Raw genomic sequence first — 21778 nt, 5'->3', positions numbered from 1 at the left:
CCCGCCACTGGCGCTATCCCCCCAAGTTCCTTACCTTCGCCGCTTCTTCCAGTTGTAATCGGGGCCGGTGACGTCCACGCCCGGATGCCCGACCACGTCCGGATGCTCCGAGCACATGGTGATGAAGCGCACGCCTTCGCCGGCGCGCTGGCGCGCGCGCAGCGCTTCCATGAACTGCATCGCCGCCACCATCTCGCTGGTATCGAACGATTCGGAATGCGGCTGCGCCCCCTCGTCATCCACGACCGTCCAGTACACCATGTACATGCCTCGTTCCCTTCCATATCATCCTGGCGCACATTGTCTCCCGAACCGCGGGCCGGCGGCGCGCCAACGGTGCAGTAGCGGTTCATGCCGGACCCGACGGCGGTGCCTGGATGTCACAAGCTTCGGGTAAATAGCTGTAAGTCTTTGACTTATAAAGGGTAAATAAAGAAATGCCTACAGAAAGTAGGATTTGTCCGAAAAGTCCGAATTGTGTTGGCTACTTCACATAGCCCGTTGCACCGGGCCGTTAGGCTGGGATCTGTGTTCATTACGCAGGTACGGACTTCATGAATATTCACACCGACTCTTCCACGCCGGACCTCGCCCTCTGGGGCGGTCTCGAATGCACGGTCAACCGCGTACGCGACAATTACTTCAGCCAGATGGACCGCAACGGCCACGCCGGGCGCCTGCAGGACATCGAACGCTTCGCTTCCCTCGGCATCGGGGCGATCCGCTATCCGGTGCTGTGGGAACGCACCGCTCCCGACGGCGTCGACAAGGCCGACTGGTCGTGGCCGGACGAACGCCTGCCGGCGCTGCGCCAGCTGGGCGTCACGCCGATCGTGGGCCTGGTCCACCACGGCAGCGGCCCGCGCCACACCAGCCTGATCGATCCCGCCTTCCCCGACCTGCTGGCCGAATACGCCGGCGCGGTGGCGGCGCGCTATCCCTGGATCGAGTACTACACGCCGGTCAACGAGATCTGCACCACGGCGCGCTTTTCGGGCCTGGCCGGGGTCTGGTATCCGCACGGCGGCGACGAAGCCACCTTCATCCGCGCCCTGCTGGTGCAATGCCGCGCCACCGTGCTGTCGATGCGCGCGATCCGCGCCGTCAATCCGCAGGCCAAACTGGTCCAGACCGACGACCTGTCGAAGACCTACGGCACCCCCGAGATGGAAGAGATCACCGGCTTCTTCAACGAGCGCCGCTGGCTGGCCTGGGACCTGCTGTGCGGGATGATCGACGAGAACCACAAGCTGTGGCGTTACCTGCTCGACTCCGGCGCCGGCGAGGAAGAGCTGCGCTGGTTCCGCGACAACCCCTGCCCGCCCGACGTCGTTGGCGTGAACTACTACATCACCAGCGAGCGCTGGCTCGACCATCGTCCCGAGCGCTATCCTGAAACCCATCGCCACGTGTTTCGCGGCGTGCCGCACGCCGACGTCGAGGCGCCGCGCGCGCTGGCCACGCCCACGCCGGGGATCGCCCCGCTGCTGATGGAGACCTGGGAACGCTATGGGCTGCCGATCGCCATCACCGAAGCCCATATCGACGCCAACCGCGAAGACCAGATGCGCTGGCTGCTCGAGATCTGGAATGCCGCGCTCAAGGCGCGCCAGCAAGGCGCCGACGTGCGCGCGGTCACGGTGTGGGCCCTGCTCGGCTCCTTCGACTGGAACTGCCTGGTGACCGAATGCCGCGGCTACTACGAGCCGGGCCCGTTCGACGTGCGCGGCCCGGCGCCGCGGCCGACCGCGGTCGCCACCCTGATGCGCGAGCTGGCCAGCAAGCGGCCGCTATCGAATCCGGTGCTGCAGGGCGAAGGCTGGTGGCGCCGGCCGGGCCGCTTCCTGTGCAAACCAGTCGCGACCCGCACCGCGGTGGCCGACATCGCCGTGCGCAGCCAGTTCAAGTCGAGCCCCGTGCAGCCGATCCTGATCTCGGGCGCCAGCGGCACCCTGGGCTCAAGCTTCAAGCGCATCTGCGAAAAGCGCAACCTGGCCTGCCACGTGCTGACGCGCCAGGAGATGGACATCACCGACCCGGCCTCGGTGGAAGCGGCGATCGTGCGCTTCAAGCCGTGGGCGATCGTCAATGCCGGCGGCTACGTGCGGGTCGACGAGGCCGAAGCCGACTTCGACCGCTGCATGCGCGAGAACACGCTGGGCCCGACCGTGCTGGCGCTGGCCTGCATCCGCCATGCGCTGCGCTTCATGACCTTCTCGAGCGACCTGGTGTTCGACGGCGCCAGGGAACAGCCGTATGTCGAGTCCGACCTGGCCAACCCGCTCGGCGTGTACGGCCGCAGCAAGCTGGAGGCCGAGCAGCGCGTGCTGGACGCCGATCCGCAGGCGCTGGTGATCCGCACCAGTTCCTTCTTCGGCCCCTGGGACCAGCAAAACTTCGTGACCCAGGCCCTGAACGCGCTCGACGTCGGCCTGCCGTTCCAGGCGGCGAGCGACGTGACGGTGTCGCCGACCTACGTGCCCGACCTGGTCAACGTGTCGCTCGACCTGCTGATCGACCGCGAGCGCGGGATCTGGCACCTGACCAACGGCGAGGCGGTCAGTTGGTTCGAGCTGGCCCGGCGCGCCTGCGCGGCGGCCGGCGTCTCGAGCGAGCGGCTTCAGGAAGTCTCGGTCGAGGAGTGCGGCTACGCCGCGCGCCGGCCGGGCTACAGCGCCCTGAGCAGCGAGCGCGGCCTGCTGTTGCCGTCGCTGGACGATGCGCTCAAGCGGTATGTGGAAGCGGTGCAGGAAAGGGCCAATGGCGTCAGCCTTGGCCACGAGCAGGCGGGGGAAGCGGCGCATTACGCGCGCTGAGCGCGCCGGCACGTGGGGCGGCGGTGGTTATTTCGCCTCGGCCGTGAACTGCAGGTGATACAGATTGGCATACATGCCCTTCATCGCCAGCAGTTCGTCATGCGTCCCCTGCTCCACGATACGCCCGGCCTCCATCACCACGATCCGGTCGGCGCGTTCGATCGTCGACAGGCGGTGCGCGATCACGATCGTGGTGCGGCCGGCCATCAGCGTGTCGAGCGCCGCCTGCACCGCGCGTTCGCTCTCGTTGTCCAGCGCCGACGTGGCCTCGTCCAATATCAGCAGCGGCGCATCCTTGTAGATCGCGCGCGCGATCGCCACCCGCTGGCGCTGGCCGCCCGACAGGCGCGAGCCGTTCTCGCCGATGCGGGTGTCGATGCCGTCCGGCAGGCGCGCCACCACGTCGGTCAAATGAGCCGCCCGGACTGCCGCCGCCAGGCGCTCGTAGTCGACCTGCTCGGCGCCGTAGGCGATATTCGCCGCCAGCGTATCGTCGAACAGCACCACGTTCTGGCTCACCATCGCCAGCTGGCCGCGCAGCGAGGCCAGCCTGATGTCGGTGTACGGCACGCCGTCGAGCAGCAGGCGGCCGGCTTCCGGATCGTAGAAGCGCGTGACCAGGTTCACGAAAGTGGACTTGCCGCCGCCCGACACGCCCACCAGCGCCACCGTCTGCCCCGGCTTGACCTCCAGCGAGACGCCATTCATGGCCGGATTGAGCGCGTTCGGATAGCGGAACACCACGTTCTCCAGCACCAGGTGGCCTTTGGCGCGACCCAGTTCGCGGCTGCCGGTGTCGGCCTCGGGCTCCGAATCGATGATCCCGAACACCGTCTCGGCCGCCGCCATCCCGCGCTGCATCGGGCCGTTCACCTCGGCCAGCGATTTCAGGGGCGTGAGCAGCATCAGCATCATGGTCACGAACTGGGTGAACTCGCCCACCGTCATGTCGGCCTGGATCGCCAGCACAATCACCAGCGACAACGCCAGGGAAGTGGCGATCTGGGTCACCGGGGTGGTGGCGGCGAAGGCCACCGTCATGCGCTGCGAGAAGCCGCGCAGGGCTTCGCTGCGCTTGTGGAAGCGCTGGCGCTCGTACTTCTCGCCCGAGAACACGCGGATCACCTGGTGGCCGCGCGCGGCTTCCTCGACCACGCCGGTCATCTCGGCGGTGACGCGCTGGCTCTCGCGGTTCAGGTTGCGCAGGCGCTTGGTGGTGGTGCGCACGATGACGGCGGTCAGCGGGATCACGATGATGGCGACCAGGGTCAGCTTCCAGTTCAGGTACAGCAGGGTGCCGAGCAGGCCGATCACCACCAGCACGTCGCGCACGCAGGCCACGAACACCGACTGGATCATGTCCACCACCTGGCGCACGTCGTTGACCACGGTGTTGATGATCTTGCCCGTCGATTCGTCCTGGTAGCGCGCCACCGGCAGGCGCAAAACACGTTCAAAAGCAAGTGCGCGCATGTCGTTAAGAACTCGAGACAGCACCCAGTTGTTGAAGTAGGCGGTGCCGAAGGTGCCGATGCCGCGCAGGATGAAGATCGACACCAGGATCGCCGGGATCCACCACAGGCTGAAGTCGATGTTCTCCTTGAAGCCGTCGTCGAGCAGGACCTTGAGCGCCTCGCCCAGCAGCGGCTGGGTGGCGGCCGTGATGGCCATCGACAGCAGCGCCATCCAGGCGCGCGACTGATACGGTTTGACCAGCGCGAGCAGGCGCCGGACGATGAGGTTAGTTTCCACGTTGTTCAACCTTTGCTTCCCTTGCCGGCCGGGCGGCCAGGCAGAATCCCATGAGCAGGAACACCATCAGCGCATAGAACATGCTGCCCTTGAGGGACCAGAAAATGACTTCGGTCAGGCCGAAGCTGAAGTAGCACAGCACCACCAGCATGCCGGCCAGCGCCGGCGCGAATTGCGGCAGGCTGGCGCCCAGCGCGCGGTCCGCGCTGCTGCGGCCCAGCTGGCGCGCGAAGAAAACGAAAGGCGCCGCCAGGATGCCGATCCAGGCCGCCAGCCCGAACACGCCGCCGGTGGCGAGCGCCTGCAGGGCGTCATTATGCAGGTGTTCGAGCGACAGGATCGCCGGATCGAGCGTGCCCTCTTCCACCAGGCGGCGGATCTCGGCGCGCACCGTGTTGCGGTCCAGGCCGAACAGCGGCCGCTCCTCGATCAGGATCGCCGCGCCCTTCCACAATTCGAGCCGGGTGCCGACGTTGGTGAAGACGTTGCCGCCGTCGACCCAGGTCTGGACGTCGTCCACGCCCTGCAGCGCGCGTTCCTGCATGCCGGTGGCCGGCACGAAGAAGGCGGCGCCGACCAGGGCGAAGCTGCCGGCCAGCAGCAGGCGCACCTTGCGGCTCTTCAGCAGCTGGGCATAGCTCAGGAACAGCAGCGCGGCCAGCGCCAGCGCGACCCAGGCGCCGCGGGTGCCGGTCAGCATGCAGGCGGCCAGCCCGGCCAGCGCCCCGATCCCGGCCAGCATCGCCTTGCGGGTATGGTGGCGATAGTCGATCGCCGCCGTCAGCGCCACCAGGCCCAGCACCAGCGCCAGGTCGCCGAAGGTGATCGCGTTCAGGAAGCCGCCGGGGCGCTCGACCTGCAGCACGATGCGCTGCCAGGCGACGAAGGGCAACGCGGCCACGCTGCCGGCCACCACGCCCCACCACAGGGTGGCGGGCGAAGGCCGCGCCAGCAGGACCAGGGCCATGCAGCTCAGGCCGAGCAGCATGCGCGAGGGTTTGTCGAGGAAATCGAGGCCGGCTTCGGGCCGGACCAGCACGGCCACGATGGCCAGCGCGAACTGGAACCAGAAGGCGGCGACCACCCAGCGGATCTCTTTCCAGTGCGGCGTCAAGGCCGCCCAGGCCTTGCGCGGCACGCACAGGGCCGTCAGCAGGAACAGGAGGCTGGAAAATCCGATGCCGGAAGGCGTGGTCAGGCTAAGGAAGGGAAACAGGAACACCTGGAAGCCGATCCAAACCTGCATTGGCTCCCGGGACATCATCGGCTTATTGTTCATTCAGGTTCTTGTGGGATATTCTTGCGGCCTAGGCCTAAAATCGGACAGCAATGCAGCAAACACAGACAATTTCGGTCGTGATCACCACGTACAACCGGCCCGACGCCCTGGAGGCGGTGGTGGAAGCCTGTTTTTTACAGGACGACAAGAATTTCGAAATCATTATCGCCGATGACGGCTCGACTGCCAACACGCGGGACTGCATCGAGCGCCTGGCGGCCGGGGCGCCGGTGCCCGTCAGGCACGTGTGGCAGCCGGACGAAGGCTTTCGCGCCGCCATGGCGCGCAACCGCGGCACCCTGGCGGCAACAGGCGACTATATCATCTTCCTGGACGGCGATTGCGTCCCGCAACGCGACTTCATCCGCCGCCACCGCGCGCTGGCCCAGCCCGGCTTCCTGGTGTCGGGCAGCCGCATCCTCCTGAGCCAGGGACTGACCGAACGTGCGCTGCGCGAGCACATCGACGTCGCCGGCATGAGCGTGGGCGAACGCCTGCGTCACCGCCTCGCCGGCGACATGAACAAGGTGATCCAGACCATGCTGCGCTGGCCCGACCTCGGCCGTGTGCGGCGCAAGTTCAGCTGGCGCCGCATCAAGAGCTGCAACCTGGCGGTGTGGAAATCGGACCTGGTGAAGGTGAACGGCTTCGACGAGAGCTTCACCGGCTGGGGCCACGAGGATTCGGACCTGGTGGTGCGCCTGTTCCACGCCGGCGTGCTGCGCAAGGACGGCGCGCTGGCCACCGAGGTGCTGCACCTGTGGCACCGCGAGGCGCAGCGCGACCAGGAATCGAGCAACCGCAAGGTGGTGCTGGAGCGGGCCGCGAACGGCACGACCCAGGCCACGATCGGGTTGCGCGAACACCCGCAGTCTTGACGACGGCAGGGTTCAAGGACGCGCCAACACCCGATCAGTATTCGACCGCCACGTCCTTCGCCCCCAGCGTCAGCTCGAGCGCCTGCTTGAGCGTGTCGGATGGCGCCACGCGCCAGTCGTCGCCCAGCTGCATGACGTAGGGAATGCCATTCGTCTCCAGCCGCAGGCTGACCGGCATCCCGTCCTGCACCCGGTAGGGCTGCAGCACGTCGGCGATCTTCGCCGGGTCGATCGACGTGCTCAGGTCCATCTCGAGCTTGTGCCCGTACTGGATGCGCGACGCCGCGATGTCGAACACCTTCTCGGCCGTGATGCGCAGGCCGCCGTTGAAGCGGTCTTCGGACACCTTGCCGACCACCAGCAGGAACTCGTCTTCCTTGAGGGCGTGCTTGTTGGCCTCGGCCACCTCGCTGTAGATCGTCACCTCGTGCACCGCGGTCTTGTCGTCCAGCGCCACGATCAGGATCTTGCCGCGCTGGGTCATCTGGGTGCGCACGCCCGTGATCACGCCGCACATCATGCGCGGGTCGCGCGACGGCTCCAGGTCCTTCAGCTTGGTCTTGGCGAAGCGCCGCACCTCTTGCGCGTACGAGTCGAACATATGGCCCGACAGGTAGTAGCCGAGCGCGATCTTTTCTTCGGACAGCTTCTGGCGGTCGGTCCAGGGCGTGGCCTTGACGTACTCGGGCGGCGCCACGAGGTCGGAATCGTCGCCGCCGAACAGGCTGACCTGGTTGGCCGCCGCCGCCGCCTGGCCGGCCGCTTCCATCGCGAACGCCACCGACGCCAGCAGCACGGCGCGGTCGACGCCGAAGGCGTCCATCGCCCCGGCGCGGATCAGGGACTCGATGGTGCGGCGGTTGATCTGCTTGCGGTCGACCCGCTTGCAGAAATCGAACAGGTCCTTGAACTTGCCGCCCTCCTTGCGCGCGGCGATGATGGCTTCGATCGCGCCCTGCCCCGCGCCTTTCACGCCGCCCAGGCCGTAGCGGATATTGGTCACCTGCTTGCCGGTCTTCGACCTCGGCTCGCCTTCCGGCGTGAAGCGGAACTGCGATTCGTTGACGTCCGGCGGCAGGATCACGAGCTTGCAGACTTCTTTCGCGTCCTCGACCAGGATCTTGATCTTCTCGGTGTCTTCCATCGCCAGCGACATGTTGGCTGCCATGAACGCGGCGGTATGGTGCACCTTCAGGTAGGCGGTGTGGTACGACAGCAGCGCATAGGCGGCTGCGTGCGACTTGTTGAAGCCGTAGCCCGCGAACTTTTCCATCAGGTCGAAGATCTCGTCGGCCTTCTCGGTCGACAGGCCGTCCTTGGCGGCGCCGGCGCGGAAGATCTCGCGGTGCTCGGCCATCTCTTCGGCCTTCTTCTTGCCCATCGCGCGGCGCAGCATGTCGGCGCCGCCCAGCGAGTAGCCGCCCACGATCTGCGCCATCTGCATCACCTGCTCCTGGTAGACCATGATGCCGTAGGTCTCGGACAGGATCGACTCGGTGCGCGGGTCGGGATAGTCGAACTTTTCGCCGTGCTTGCGCTTGCAGAAGTCGGGGATCAGGTCCATCGGACCCGGACGGTACAGCGCCACCAGCGCGATGATGTCCTCGAAGCGGTCGGGACGCGCGTCCTTCAGCATGCCCTGCATGCCGCGCGATTCCAGCTGGAAGATCGCGACCGTCTTGGCCTCGGACAGCAGCTTGTACGACGCGCGGTCGTCCAGCGGCAGCGCGGCCAGGTCGAAATCCGCCTCGGCCGGATCGAGATCCTTGATGTAGTTGACGGCGCGGTCGAGGATCGTGAGCGTGGTCAGGCCCAGGAAGTCGAACTTGACCAGGCCCACGGCCTCCACGTCGTCCTTGTCGTACTGCGAGACCACGCCGGCGTCGCCGCCCTGGGTGTACAGCGGGCAGAAGTCGGTGAGCTTGCCCGGCGCGATCAGGACGCCCCCGGCGTGCATGCCGATGCCGCGCGTGATGCCCTCGACCTGCTGCGCGAGGTCGAGCAGCTGTTTCACTTCTTCCTCGTTCTCGAGGCGCTCCTTGAGCAGCGGCTCTTCCTCGATCGCCTCGGCGATCGAAACTGGTTTACCCGGCTTGAACGGGATCAGTTTGGAGATGCCGTCGCAGAAGTTGTAGCCGAAGTCGAGCACGCGGCCGACGTCGCGGATCGCGCCCTTGGCCGCCATGGTGCCGAAGGTGGCGATCTGCGACACCGCGTCGCGGCCGTACAGGTCTTTCACGTGCTGGATCACCAGTTCGCGCTTTTCCTGGCAGAAGTCGATGTCGAAGTCGGGCATCGAGACGCGCTCGGGATTCAGGAAACGCTCGAACAGCAGGTTGTACTTCAGCGGATCGAGGTCGGTGATCTTGAGGGCGTAGGCGACCAGGGAACCCGCGCCCGAGCCGCGGCCCGGGCCGATCGGCACGCCGTTGTTCTTGCCCCACTGGATGAACTCCGCCACGATCAGGAAGTAGCCCGGGAACTTCATCTTGATGATGGTGTTGTTCTCGAACTCCAGGCGCGCCTCGTAGCGCGGCCGTTCCTGCTCGCGCTTGGCCGGGTCGGGATACAGCTGGACCAGGCGCTCCTCGAGGCCTTTTTTCGTTTCCGCGACCAGGAATTCGTCGATCGTCATGCCCGGGGTCGGGAAGTTCGGCAGCTGCGGCTTGCCCAGGGTGAGCGTGACGTTGCAGCGCTTGGCGATTTCGACCGAGTTGGCCAGCGCGCCCGGCAAGTCCTTGAACAATTCAAGCATCTCGGCCTGCGACTTGAAGCACATGTTCTCGTTGAAGCGGCGCACGCGCTTGGCGTTCGCCAGCATCTCGCCTTCGGCGATGCAGACGCGCGCCTCGTGGGCGATGAACTCGCTCTTGTCCAGGAACTGCACCGGGTGCGTGGCCACCACCGGCAGCCCCAGGCGGCCGGCCAGCGCCACCGAGTGGCGCACCTGCTGTTCCTGGTTCGGCTGGCCGGCGCGCTGGATCTCGATATAGAAGTGGCCCGGGAAGATGCGCGCCCAGCGCTGGGCGTTCGCCTCGGCCTTCGGCAAATCGCCGTTCTCGATCGCCTGGCCGATGTCGCCGAAATGGGCGCCCGACAGCACGATCAGGGCGTTGGCCTGGGGCTCGTCGGGATGCAGGGTCGAGACGGACGTCGCCAGCGCCTCCAGCCACTCGGTGCGGATCTCGGCGCGGCCCTTGTGCTGGTTGGTGAGCCAGGCGCGCGCCAGCAGGTCGCACAGCTGCAGGTAGCCGGTATGGTTCTTGGCCAGGATCAGCAGGCGGTGCGGCTTGTCGCGGTTGTCGTCGTTGGTGATCCAGGCGTCGACCCCGACGATCGGCTTGATGCCCTTGCCGCGCGCGGCCTTGTAGAAACGCACCAGGCAAAAGGTGTTGGCCAGGTCGGTCACGGCCAGCGCCGGCTGGTTGTCCTTGACGGCCGCCTTGACCAGGTCGTCGATGCGGACCAGGCCGTCGACGATGGAGTATTCGGAGTGGACGCGCAGGTGGGTGAAAGTCGGGGAAGTCATCCGGGTATTTTACCGCGAGCCGGACAACCTGATGAAGGCGGAGTATGGGGGTGGTGCGACCAAGGCCGACAATCCAGCGCACCCGGAAACGGCGAGAGGTAGTCGTTCTTCGGCCTGCCGACTGCACGCGCAAGAGCGTCGCCAGAGGCGCCAGCCAGGTGACACGCTACGATCAGGCTGCGGTCGAACCAACCACCACGATATCGTCCATACAGCTGACCGTGCCATCGGGTCGAACAGCATCATGCCACCCGCATCGGTGTCGGTTCGCCGGTACGCTCGCTTACACGACCTCGACGACGGCCAGCAGGCCACCGCTGTCCAGCGACCATATCTTGCAACGCCGCCAGGAAAGTCCGCTGGCATTGGCGCTTGCACTGTGAGCACCCGAAAAGCCGCTGCCGAAGCAGCGGTTTTATCGACATCGGCTCCTTCGGATCAGGCGCGCTTGCGGCGGATGAAGCCCAAGCCGGCCAGGGCGAGGCCCATCAGCGCAACGCTGCCCGGCTCCGGGACTTCGGCCGGGTTGACGTTCAGCGTCAGGCCGTTGTCGACATTGGCGGTGCGAATGCCAATGGTGTCGAACGACTTGAGGCTGGACTTTTCGGTGGCCGAAGCGTCGGCGCCGGTCAGCGTTTGCATCTCGGTTGCAGTCGGGTTCAGCCACAGGTCGAAGCGGTCATAAAAGCCGTTCGCAGTGCTTTTGTAGAGATGTGCGAAGAGGTGATAGGTCTCGCCTTCCTTCAGGTCGCTGCCCGCGATGAAATGACCACCGGTTCCTTGCGTACGCACGAAAAGATCGTCGGTGCAGGTGCCTTGTTCGTTGCAGTTGGCCTTGAATCCGAAATTCGGGCCTTCATAGTTCTTGGCGACGCCTGCATTGCCGAACCATACACCGAGGAAATCGTTGTTCTGCACCTTGCCGTCGAAGCTGAACGTGAAGTCCAGGATGTAGCTGCCGGTTTGCGCCTGGTCGAAGCTGTAAGTGTAGATATCATTGGCGTTGGTGCTGAACGATTTCGAAGGCAGAATTTGCGCAGCCGATGCGAAGCCGGTCGCGAGTGCCAGAGTGATGAAGGCAAATTTACGAATCATTGTTTATCCCTAGTTATGGTAATTAAAAACAGAACATGATCCATAAAGCAATTAAGATGCCAGCAATGCATTAGTGTTAATAATCAACAACTTAATTGATTTTTCGCAATATCGGATTGTATTTACTGTAAGATTTTTCGACACAAGAGTGCTCCCTCGCGCTTCCTGACGCTTCTTCATGAATGAGCAGCGGGAAGGAGCGGCGCAACTCCGTCGCAAATCGGGAGCGCCATGTGGTCGGGCGCGCTTGCTGACTTATAATATCGCCCTGTCTTTCCAACCGCCTTTGCAAGGCTCATCGACCATGTCCTCCCAAAACCAGTACGTCAACATCGCCGCCTATAAGTTCATCACGCTCGACAACCTGGAGGAATTGCGCCCGCAATACCAGGCCCTGTGCAACGAGCTTGGCTTGAAGGGGACCGTGCTGCTGACGCCGGAAGGCATCAATATGTTCCTGTCGGGCACGCGCGAGCACATCGACCAGTACCTGGCCTGGGTGCGCAGCGACGAGCGCCTGGCCGACCTGGAGTGGAAAGAAAGCCTGTCGGGCGAGCAATCGCACAAGCGCATGCTGGTGAAGATCAAAAAAGAGATCATTACCATGCGCATGCCGCTGATCAAGCCGGAACTGGGCCGCGCGCCTGCGGTCGATGCCCATACCCTCAAGCGCTGGCTCGACCAGGGCCACGACGACGACGGCGTCGAAGTCGTCATGATGGAAACCCGCAACGCCTTCGAGGTCGACGTGGGCACCTTCGACAACACGCTCGATTACCGCATCGATAAATTCACCGAATTCCCGGCCGTCGCGGCCCAGCACAAGGATGAGCTGAACGGCAAGACCGTGGTCACCTTCTGCACCGGCGGCATCCGCTGCGAGAAGGCCGCGATCCACATGAAGAATATCGGCTACGAACGCGTGTACCAGCTCGAGGGCGGCATCCTGAAGTATTTCGAGGAAGTCGGCGGCGACCACTACACGGGCGACTGCTTCGTGTTCGATTACCGCACCGCCCTCAATCCGAAGCTGGAACCGACCGAGACCGCGCAATGCTTCGCGTGCCGCGCCGTGGTCACGCCGCGCCAGCAGCTGTCGCCGAGCTATGTCGTGGGCGTGTCGTGCCCGCATTGCGCCGGTGCGCACAGGCCCGACGAAGCCGCCGCGGTTCAGCCTGCCGCCTGACCGTTCCTGCGCAGCGGCCGCGCGTGCGCGGCCTGGCTGCGCAAGCCTGCAGCGCGCCCGGCTGCCTTAGCCGAGCGGCGGCGCTTCCGCTACCGGCGCCTGGCCGACAAGTTGGACGGCCTCGGCAGTATGCGCAGCGACGATGCGGTCGATCCACGCGTCGACGACGTCCGGATCCAGCGCGTCGGCTGCGCTCTCTATATCCTTGACTGTCGCCAGGAACTCCATCGAAATCTCTTTTGCCGCATCGCCCTGGTAGGCGGCAACCTCATCAGCTTCGTCGAGACGCAGGGTGAACATGCTGGCGGCCGCTACCTTACCGTTGAAGGCGGTGTCGTCGGCGCCCACTGCGGCCTCGGAGACATCCCTCACCACATCGTCGATCGAGACGATGCCGCGATCCATCAGGTCGGCCCAATAATTCAAACCGGCTTCGTCGGCCGCACGGCCGAACAGGTTGTCGTAGACCTCGCTCACGATGGCGCGGTTACCCAATCCGGCATAGGTGTCACGGTATTCCTGCGAAGCGGCGAACGAATCCGAGACATCCGCCAACGAGATCGCCCCTGTGTCGAGCGCATCGGTCCAGTATTCCATGCCATTCGGATCGGCCGGACGTCCAAAATACGCGACATACAGTTTTTGGACCTCGATAGCTTCCACTGCCATTTTCTACCTCCGTTATTGATTGGATAACTCATCTTAGTCCAGCGAGATGAATGGCAGCGCATGCTTCGTCATCGAACACGGGAACTCGATGGTTTATCGCCCGATCGGCGCCGATTGTCGGATAATCGTGCCTTTGCAGGACTACCAAGCTGTTGCGTTCTACCGAACGGGAGGAACAGCCTCACCGATGATAACCATATGAAGAATACGAGCGCGGACGGCCTGCGCGGCCTGGCGGCATTGAGCGTCACGATTACCCACTTTATCGCCGCGTTCCTGCCATCGCTGCTGTTTTATAACTATGGCGCGCTGTTTCCCCGTCCCGTGGAGCCGGGTCCGCTTGTCGACGTACTTGGCTCGCCGGCATTGACCCTGTTTTATAACGGCCATTTTCCGGTACTGATTTTCTTCGTCCTGTCCGGTTATGTCCTGACACTACCCTGGTTCGAGCACGACAATGCCGGCCCCGTATTGCAGCGCCGCCTGTGGTCGCGTTATCTGCGCCTGAACCTGCCGATCATGGCCGCGATCGGACTGGCCTGGCTTGCTTATTCCACCGGATTGCTGCACACGGGACAGGCGGCGCAATTGTCCGGCTCCACGAATTGGCTGGCCAGCTTTTACCCGGCGGACCTGACCGGCCTTGATGCCTTGAAGGAAGCGCTGTTCGGGTCGATCGTGCTGGGCAGCGCGTCGTTCCTGCCGCCGTTGTGGACACTGAAGATCGAATTCATTGGCTCGATCTATATCTTGCTGTTCTTTCTTGCCAAGCCTGCGCGCCACCTGCTGCTGCCGATGGCGCTGGCGTGCCTGCTGCTGCACGCCATTCATGCGGAGCAGTCGATCTATTACATCGCCCTGTTCGCGGGCGCCGCGCTGCACCGCGTGCGCCTGACGCGCGCGGGCCAGTTCGCGGTCTTCGCCGCCGGCCTGTATTTCGGCGCCTACCAGCATTTCCGCACCATGTACGGCTTTTTGCCCGACCCGCAGATCTGGGACGTCAAGAGTTTTTATAACGCCATCGGCGCTGTCTGCGTGTGCGCGGCGGTGCTGTCGGGTTGGGGACAAGGATTATTGAACCGCCCGCTGGTGCAGTTCCTGGGGCGGATCTCGTTTTCGATCTACCTGCTGCATTTCATCGTGCTGTGCTCGCTGTCGGCAGCGTTTTATGCGCGCTTCCCGCGCGATGCGCTGCATCTCGGGATCGGCTTCGTCCTGTATATGACCGCCTGTGTGGGCGCGGCATGGCTGTTCGAGCGCTGGGTCGACCGGCCCGCGATCGCGCTGTCGCGCCGTTTCGGGTCCATGCTGTGTGGTGATGAAAAAAGAAACGGCGCACAATCGGCGCCGTTTGAAGAAGAGGCAGCGGCGAGCCCGGTTGCCAGGGCCCGCCATCATTCCTAGCGGAAGAAAGCGCCGATCTCGCGCACCGCATCCGGCGCCATGGTGCCGGAGGCCGCGCGCAGGCGCATCAGGCCGACCAGGTAAGAATAGCGTGCCTGGGCCAGGTCGCGCTGGCTGGTGAACAGCGTCTGCTGGGCGGTAAGCAGGTCGAGGTTGATGCGCACCCCGCCCTTGATGCTCTGCTCGGTGGCCCTCATGAGCTCCTTGCTCGACTCGACGGCCTTGGCCAGGGCGTCGATCTTGCGGCCGCTGCTCATGACCAGGTCGTGGGCGCGGCGCAGTTCGATCAGGGTCTCGTTGGTGCGTGCGTCGAGTTCGGCCTGAGCGCGACCGTAGGTGGCCGCCGCCTGGCGCGTCTGGGCATTGATCGCGCCGCCCGAATAGATTGGGATGTTCACCTGCACGCCGAGCGAGCGGTTGGTCGACTCCGTACCGAGCAGATTCAGCGTCTCGCTGTCGCTCTTGCTGTAGGCGGCGACGAAGTCCACCCGCGGCAGGTGGCCGGCGCGGTTGCGGTTGATGTCCAGGCGCGCGTTCTCCACCCCAAGCCGGGTCGCGGCCAGCGTGTTGTTGCGCTCCAGGGCCAGCTTGCGCCATTCCTCGAAACTCGCGACGTCGAGCGTGACCGGGCGGAAGTTCGGGCCGAGCTGGTCGAGCGTGCCCGGATCCATGCCGATCACGCCGGCCAGCGTATTGCGCACCGCGACCACATTGTCTTGCGCCTCGACCAGCTGGGCCTCGGCCAGGTCGAGCCGGGCGCGGGTTTCCAGCGAATCGGTCTTGGTGCCCTCGCCCTTCTGGAACAGGAAATCATTGACCTTCTGCTGCTCGGCATACATATCGCGCTGCACCCGCGCCAGCGCCAGCTGGTCTTCGGCGAACAGGGCGTCCATATAGGCGCTCACCACCCGCACCGACACCTCGTCGACGCCGGCTTCATAGGCCTGCTCGGCCTGGGCGCTCTGCACCTTGCCCTGGCGATAACGCTGGATGGCGTCCATATTGAACAGCGGCTGACGCAGCTGAACCACTGCCGAGCGACTATCGTACTTTGGATGGTCGATCGACGGCGGCCGGTTAACGCCCTGGAAAGTCTCGCGGTCGGTCACGTTCTGGTTGTACGAATAGCTGGCCGACACCTGCGGCAGCAGTTGGGCGCGGCCGAGGATGCGGTTTTCCTTGCCACTCTCGGCCTCGAACTCGCGCATGCGGAAGGTCGGATCGTTCTTGAGCGCGGCCTGGTAGGCTTCTTCCAGCGAGATCGCGCCGGCGCTGCCGCAGAAACCCGCGGCCAGCAGCGCGCCGGCCGCCAGGGTGCGCAGACGAAATGCGTGAATGCGCGCCATGGCTTACTCCTCGCTCAGCGCCGAGTGGGCGCGGTCCATGATCGGCTTGAGCAGGTAGCTCATCATCGTGCGCTCGCCGGTCTTCACGAACAGCTCGACCGGCATGCCGGAGCGGATGTCCATATTGTGCGCGGCGACCTTCTTCTGGCCTTCCGGGGTCACCTTGACGTGGACCTTGTAGTAAGGCGCGCCGGTCTTTTCGTCGACGCTGCGGTCGGCCGAGATGTACAGCACTTCGCCGTCGATGTGCGGAGTCTTGTTGGTATTGAAGGCCGAGAAGATCAGCTCCACCGGCAGGCCCGGGTGCACCTTGTCCACCAGGTTGGTCGCCAGCTGGCCGTCGACGATCAGCGGGGCGTTGCTCGGGACGATGTCCATCATCTTGAAGCCGGCCGGCACCACGCCGCCGTTGGTGAACACCGCCAGGCCGACCACCACGCCGTCGGCAGGCGACTTCACTTCGACGTTCGACAGCTCGAAGCGCTGCGCCTGCAGGCGCGCGCCCTGGCCGTCGGCCTCGCGCTGGAAGTCGGCCAGCTGGGTGCGCACTTCCTTCTGGTAGTCCTGCACGCGCTGGGCGCGGCGCATCGTCAGCTCGATCACCTGGCGCTGCGAGCGGCCGATATTGCCGATGTCTTCCGAGATGGCGCCACCCAGCTGGGCATAGGTGCGCTCGAGGTCGAGCAGGCGGTTGCGGGCGACGTAGCCTTCCTTGGCCAGGTCGCGCATGCCGCCCAGCTGTTCTTTCAGGAATTCGACCTGCTCCTTCTTGCTGTCGCGCGATTCCTGCAGGCCGCTGATCTGCATCTTGAGGCCTTCGATGCTGGCGTCGATGCCGGCCAGTTCATTTTGCAGCGAACTCTGGCGCGCCATCAGCAGCTGGTTCTGCGTGCTCATCAATTCCATCACGCGCGGTTCGGTGCGGCGCTTTTCCAGTTCTTCCGAAAACTTGATCGTCCGGCCGCCATCGCGTTCCGCCGTCAGGCGGGCGACGTTGGCCAGCGCCGACAGGTATTGGGCGTCGGTGACCTCGACCGCGGAACGGGCCACGATCGGGTTCATGCGCACCAGCACCTGGCCCTTCTTGACCACGTCGCCGTCACGCACCAGCAGTTCCTGGACGGTGCCGCCGGCCTGGTGCTGCACGGCCTGGCGGTTCGATTCGGTGGCCACGGTGCCGGACAGCGGCACGCCCTTGTCGAGCGGCGCCAGCAGCGCCCACAGCAGGAAGCCGCCGAAACCGGCCAGCACGATCAGCCAGCCGAGCTTGCTGTACGGATTAGGATCGGTCTTGACTTCGGTCGGCTCGACGTCGTGCACGACCACGTCCGTAGTATTACTCTTCAACAACTTCATCTATTCGGTTCTCCAATAATGACCGTCGTCGGTCAAACGCTCGCTTGGGGCTGGTCGTTCGGGGCTGGCGCAGGGGCTGGCGGCGCCGGCGGCGCCGGCGGCGCCGGCGGAGCGGCCGGCGCGGGCGGCTTGGCGCCGGCGGTGGCGCCCGGACCCGGCAGGGCCGCCTGCTTCTGCTGTTCCTTCAGGGCTTCCAGCACCTTGGCGGTCGGACCGAACATGTGGACCTGGCCTTCGCGCATCAGCAGCAGCTTGGTGGTCACGCTGATCGCGCTCGGACGATGGGTGATCAGGACGATGGTCTTGCCGCGGCTGCGCAGGTCGAGCACCGCGTTCACCAGGGCCTGCTCGCCCGCCTCGTCGAGGTTCGAGTTCGGCTCGTCCAGCACGATCAGCGCCGGATCGTCGTACATCGCGCGGGCCAGGCCCAGGCGCTGCTTCTGGCCGCCGGACAGGCCGGCGCCGCTGTCGCCCAGCTGGGTGTCGTAGCCGTTCGGCAGGTGCAGGATCATGTCGTGCACGCCGGCGCGCTTGGCCGCCAGCACGACCTTCTCGGCATCGACTTCGCCGAAGCGGGCGATGTTTTCGCTCACGGTGCCGGCGAACAGTTCGATGTCCTGCGGCAGGTAACCCATGTTCGGGCCGAGTTCGGCCTTGTTCCACTGGTAGATGTCGGCGCCGTCCAGGCGCACCTTGCCCATCATCGACGGCCAGACGCCGACCAGCAGGCGCGCCAGGGTCGACTTGCCCGAGCCGCTCGGGCCGATCACACCGAGCACGTCGCCCGGCTTGATGCCGAAGCTCACATTGCGCACGATCGGGTTCTTGGCGCCCGGCGGCGCGGCGGTGACGCCTTCCACGGTCAGGTGGCCTTGCGGCTTCGGCAGGGCCATGCCGGCTTCGCGCGCCGGATTCGTTTCCAGCAGCTTGGTCAGGCGCTCGTAGGCCATGCGGGTGCTGCTCCAGTTCTTCCACACGCCGATCACCTGCTGCACCGGCTGCATGGTGCGGCCGACCAGGATCGAGGCCGCGATCATCATGCCCGGGGTGATCTTGTTCTCCAGCACCAGCAGCGCGCCCAGGCCCAGCACCAGCGACTGCTGGGCGGTCTGCACGAACTTGGTGGCCGAACCGATCTTGCCGGCCTTCTGGCTGGCGTCGGCCTGCAGCGACAGGAATTTGCCGTGCATCTTGAACCAGCGGCCCATCAGGTTCGGCAGCATGCCCATCGACTCGATGACTTCGGCATTGCGCAGGTTGTTGGTGGCCAGGGTGCCGGCCTGGATCGACATGGTGTTCGCTTCCGACAAAGGCTTACGCGTGATGCGCTCGTTGACCACGGCCAGGATGATCAGGACCACCGTGCCGCCCAACGCGAACAGGCCCAGGGTCGGTTCGAACAGGAAGATCACCAGCAGGTAGATCGGGAACCAGGGCGCGTCGAAGAAGGCGAACAGCGCGTTACCGGTCAGGAACTGGCGCAGGTTGGTCAGGTCGCTCAGCGACTGCCCGGCATTGCCGCCGGCCTGCTTCAGGTTCTGCTCGAAGGCGGCGGTATACACGCGCTTGTTCATGATCATGTCGAAGCGCGCGCCCACCCGGACCAGCACGAAGGAGCGGATCAGCTCGAGGCCGGCGATGAAGGCGTAGGCGCCCAGCATCAGCAGGGTCAGCATCAGCAGCGTGATCTCGTTGCGGCTGGCCAGCACGCGGTCATAGACTTGCAGCATGTAGATCGACGGCGTCAGCATCAGGATGTTGATGATCGCGCTGAAGACGCCGACCGTGATGAAGGTGCTCTTGAAGGCGGCCAGCGCCTGTTCGATCTCGTTCTTTTTGTTCAGCAATGGTTTCATGGATGCGAGTAGTGGGATACAAGCCAGCAATTCCGGCACCTCACATGAGAGTGCCTAACTCGGGGGAAATTGCTCACTGGGCCGTATTATGCGCTAGAACAAGAGTTTTTTGTGATGTGGGTCACAAATTTTGAACGGCCGGTAAGGGAGTTGCTTCTTGACGACAACTTTTTGTCAAACGATCTCGCAAAAAAGAAACACCCCACGGCCATCGGCGGTGAGGTGTTTCGGTTTTACACCGCGGGACGCCCTCAGCAGGGCGTCGGGCGGCTACATTAAATCGAGATGATGCCGTCGCGGATGGCCAGGTCGTCCAGGTCCACGCCGACCAGGGTGATGGCGGTGATGTTGGCTGCCGCGCCCGAAGTCGAGCCGAAGGCCTTGCTTTCGATATGGACGATGACGTCGTTGCCGCTTTGCTGCAGGAAGAATTCCAGCACCTTGTCGTCGCCCGCCTTGTTCAGCGCGGTCTGGCCCGTGCCCGAACCGATCTCGGTGCGGTTGTAGGTCAGGCCGGCGCCGACGTACAGATAGTCGTCGCCTTGCGAGCCGAAGTTGTGCACGCTCACCTTGGTGGCGCCCGCCAGGTAGACGTCGTCCTTGGCGGTGGCCAGGGTGACGCTCTGCTCCAGGGTCACCGGTGCGGCGTAGCCCTTGTCGGTGATGATCTTGCGCGCGGCGGCGATCGTGGCGTCGGCGGCTTCCACCACGCTGTTCAGGGACTGGGCGGCCTCATAGGCGACTACTGCCTCGGCCAATGCCTTGATCTTGGCATTGGTCGCGTCGAGCGCGCCTTGGGCGGCTTCCAGCTGGCCGACGCGCGTGCCGATGCCGGTTTCGCTCGCTTCGGCCGACAGCAACGCGCTGCGCGCGTCGTCGAAGGTCTTGTACTGGGCGGCCACATTGACGCCAGCCAGCGCCTTGTTGACCGCGGCGATCGCTTCGGTGGTGGTGCCGAACTTGCCGGCGATATCGGTCGCCTGCGCGGCGGTGATCAGCTTGGCCGTCACGGCGGTATCCAGGCGCGCCTTCAACGCCTCGACGGTCGGCGTCCCGGTCTTCATGAGCGTATCGACGTCGGTCGACAGCGCGGTGATGCCGGTGGCGTAGCTGCCCTTGCCGCCGCCAACCAGCGCATCGCGCGCGTCGAGTTGCGACTGGAACGATTTGTCTTCCGCCAGGATCTGCTGGTAGGTCGGCAGCGCGTCGGTACCCAGCTTGGCGAACACGAAGGCGCTTCCGACGGCCTTCAGGCGCGCGCCCGAATCGGCCGAATCGAGGATGTCGGCGGCGAGGGTCGCGGTGGACAGGTCCTCGCGCGCCTTGTCGAGCGTCTTGTGGGTGGTCACGCTCTTGTTGATGGCGGCCAGGGCCACCGTCACGCCCTTGTACTTGGCTTCGGTCACACCGGAGGCCAGGACGAATGCGGTGCCGGCGCTGTTCAACTCGATCAGCCCGACTGCGGCGCCGGTGGCCGGCGTGAATTCGTAGCCGGTCACGGCGCCCGCTTCGACGATGCTGGCCAGCGCGCCGCCATTCAGGGTGCCGACGTCCTTGATCGCCTTGGTTTCCGCGGTCAGGCTCAGGGCGGCGGCCTTGTTGGCCGCATCTTCGGTCGCGACGGCGGACTTGTAGTTCTTGTATGCGGTGCTCAGGTTGCTCACCGCGTCGAGCGCCTTGGTGCGGGTATCCAGCGTGGTGGCCTGGGTACGCAGAGCGGCGGTGTTATCGGCTTCGGTCGACGCGATACGGGCGGTTTGCTGGGCGGCGGTCAGGCTGGCGAAGCCGGCGATCAGGCCGTTCATGCCGGTGTCGCCCGCCTTGTCGATGGCGGCGATGGCGGCCAGGATCTGCGCCGTGGTAGGGGTACCGGTCACGCCAGAGGCATCCAGTTGATCGGCAACGGCCGCGTTGTCGTCGGCCAGGTCGGCCAGGATGCCCGACTTGGCGTCCTGGGCCGCCACCAGCTTGGCCAGCGCGCCTTGCAGCGAGAACGGGGTGCCGGCTTCGACGACCGCCGCCACCGATGCGTTCAGCGCGGCCGTTGCGATCGCCGCCTTCAGGCTCGCGTCGGTGGTCACGCTCGAGATGAATGCCTTGGCCAGGGCCAGCGCCTTGTCGCCGCTATAGCCGGCGATTTCGGCCGCGGTATCCAGCGCGTTGGTAAATGCGGTCGCGGCGGCGACCTTGTTCTCGATGGATTCCTTGTCGGTGGTCAGCGCGGCGCGGGCGACGTCGGCGACGATGAAGTCGACCTTGATCGTGCCCTTGTTCAGCAGGTCGACCCAATAGTCGCGGCCAACCGGATCGGCAGCGCGGTTGAACAGGTTCGAATAGATCTTGTTGACGATCTGGGTATTGGTCATGCCGGCGAACGCGGCCTTGTATTCGGGAGACGTCGCGAAGGTGGCCGACACGGCATCGGTCTTGCCCTGCGCCTTGACGATATTGGTCCAGTAGTCGAGGCCACTCGGATCGGCCGGGCGGCCGAAATAGGCAACGTAAAGTTGTTGAACTGCTGCGACGTGGGTAGCGACAACTGCCATGGAAAGCTCCAGTAGATGAATCGGGGGTCCAGGCCCATGCCGGCATTGTCAGTACGCAAGCAAGGC

The 21778-nt window shown here is 64.9% G+C and carries 14 protein-coding genes; 4 read left to right on the top strand and 10 right to left on the bottom strand.

Translation table 11 applies throughout. From position 1 onward, the window contains the following. Window positions 1-30: 30 nt before the first annotated feature. Entirely contained in the window at window positions 31-267 is a 237-nt protein-coding gene (locus HMPREF9710_RS08205; RefSeq protein WP_040775231.1) for a hypothetical protein, read from the bottom strand. A 287-nt stretch (window positions 268-554) separates the two neighbouring features. Between HMPREF9710_RS08205 and HMPREF9710_RS08200 the strand changes: the two genes are divergently transcribed. After that, window positions 555-2816, top strand: coding sequence for a family 1 glycosylhydrolase (locus tag HMPREF9710_RS08200; RefSeq protein WP_005665504.1), 2262 nt, complete (start codon window positions 555-557; stop codon window positions 2814-2816). A 27-nt stretch (window positions 2817-2843) separates the two neighbouring features. On the opposite strand, the gene msbA is transcribed toward HMPREF9710_RS08200, so the two are convergent. Together msbA and HMPREF9710_RS08190 are read right to left on the bottom strand one after the other, a co-directional pair. Continuing rightward, window positions 2844-4568, bottom strand: a complete 1725-nt coding sequence (msbA, locus tag HMPREF9710_RS08195; protein WP_005665503.1) for a lipid A export permease/ATP-binding protein MsbA — start codon at window positions 4566-4568, stop codon at window positions 2844-2846. Further along, a complete protein-coding gene (locus tag HMPREF9710_RS08190; protein ID WP_229409746.1) occupies window positions 4558-5814 on the bottom strand; it encodes an O-antigen ligase family protein in 1257 nt (418 codons plus the stop codon). The genes msbA and HMPREF9710_RS08190 overlap by 11 nt, the downstream gene beginning before the upstream one ends. An 83-nt stretch (window positions 5815-5897) precedes the next feature. Between HMPREF9710_RS08190 and HMPREF9710_RS08185 the strand changes: the two genes are divergently transcribed. Beyond that, the gene (locus tag HMPREF9710_RS08185; protein WP_005665500.1) at window positions 5898-6725 is read left to right on the top strand and encodes a glycosyltransferase family 2 protein; all 828 of its coding nucleotides are present in this window, start codon (window positions 5898-5900) and stop codon (window positions 6723-6725) included. Between the two features lie 34 nt (window positions 6726-6759). Here HMPREF9710_RS08185 and dnaE read toward each other — a convergent pair whose 3' ends face one another. Together dnaE and HMPREF9710_RS08175 are read right to left on the bottom strand one after the other, a co-directional pair. After that, a complete protein-coding gene (gene dnaE / locus HMPREF9710_RS08180; RefSeq protein WP_005665498.1) occupies window positions 6760-10254 on the bottom strand; it encodes a DNA polymerase III subunit alpha in 3495 nt (1164 codons plus the stop codon). A 438-nt stretch (window positions 10255-10692) separates the two neighbouring features. Further along, the gene (locus HMPREF9710_RS08175) at window positions 10693-11349 is read right to left on the bottom strand and encodes a PEP-CTERM sorting domain-containing protein (protein WP_005665497.1); all 657 of its coding nucleotides are present in this window, start codon (window positions 11347-11349) and stop codon (window positions 10693-10695) included. Between the two features lie 304 nt (window positions 11350-11653). Between HMPREF9710_RS08175 and HMPREF9710_RS08170 the strand changes: the two genes are divergently transcribed. Then, a complete protein-coding gene (locus HMPREF9710_RS08170) occupies window positions 11654-12535 on the top strand; it encodes a sulfurtransferase (protein ID WP_005665496.1) in 882 nt (293 codons plus the stop codon). A 66-nt stretch (window positions 12536-12601) separates the two neighbouring features. Here the strand turns inward: HMPREF9710_RS08170 and HMPREF9710_RS08165 are convergent, their stop codons facing one another. Then, window positions 12602-13204 (bottom strand): DUF4214 domain-containing protein, encoded by a 603-nt coding sequence (locus HMPREF9710_RS08165; RefSeq protein WP_005665495.1) that lies wholly within the window; start codon window positions 13202-13204, stop codon window positions 12602-12604. A 60-nt stretch (window positions 13205-13264) separates the two neighbouring features. On the opposite strand from HMPREF9710_RS08165, the gene HMPREF9710_RS08160 reads away from it, so the two are divergent. Continuing rightward, a complete protein-coding gene (locus HMPREF9710_RS08160; protein ID WP_081589865.1) occupies window positions 13265-14608 on the top strand; it encodes an acyltransferase family protein in 1344 nt (447 codons plus the stop codon). On the opposite strand, the gene HMPREF9710_RS08155 is transcribed toward HMPREF9710_RS08160, so the two are convergent. From HMPREF9710_RS08155 to HMPREF9710_RS26495, 4 genes are all read right to left on the bottom strand, one after another. Beyond that, window positions 14605-15954 (bottom strand): TolC family outer membrane protein, encoded by a 1350-nt coding sequence (locus HMPREF9710_RS08155; RefSeq protein WP_005665493.1) that lies wholly within the window; start codon window positions 15952-15954, stop codon window positions 14605-14607. The two genes, HMPREF9710_RS08160 and HMPREF9710_RS08155, sit on opposite strands and share 4 nt — an antisense overlap. A gap of 3 nt (window positions 15955-15957) precedes the next feature. Continuing rightward, complete coding sequence (locus HMPREF9710_RS08150) at window positions 15958-17310, bottom strand: HlyD family type I secretion periplasmic adaptor subunit (RefSeq protein WP_005665492.1); 1353 nt, start codon at window positions 17308-17310, stop codon at window positions 15958-15960. A 32-nt stretch (window positions 17311-17342) separates the two neighbouring features. Continuing rightward, window positions 17343-19166, bottom strand: a complete 1824-nt coding sequence (locus tag HMPREF9710_RS08145) for a type I secretion system permease/ATPase (RefSeq protein WP_005665491.1) — start codon at window positions 19164-19166, stop codon at window positions 17343-17345. Between the two features lie 275 nt (window positions 19167-19441). Beyond that, the gene (locus HMPREF9710_RS26495) at window positions 19442-21712 is read right to left on the bottom strand and encodes a DUF4214 domain-containing protein (RefSeq protein WP_005665489.1); all 2271 of its coding nucleotides are present in this window, start codon (window positions 21710-21712) and stop codon (window positions 19442-19444) included. Between the last annotated feature and the right edge of the window lie 66 nt (window positions 21713-21778).

Source organism: Massilia timonae CCUG 45783 (assembly GCF_000315425.1).
Taxonomy (GTDB): Bacteria; Pseudomonadota; Gammaproteobacteria; order Burkholderiales; family Burkholderiaceae_D; genus Telluria; species Telluria timonae.
This window is presented reverse-complemented; position numbering and strand designations above follow the sequence as displayed.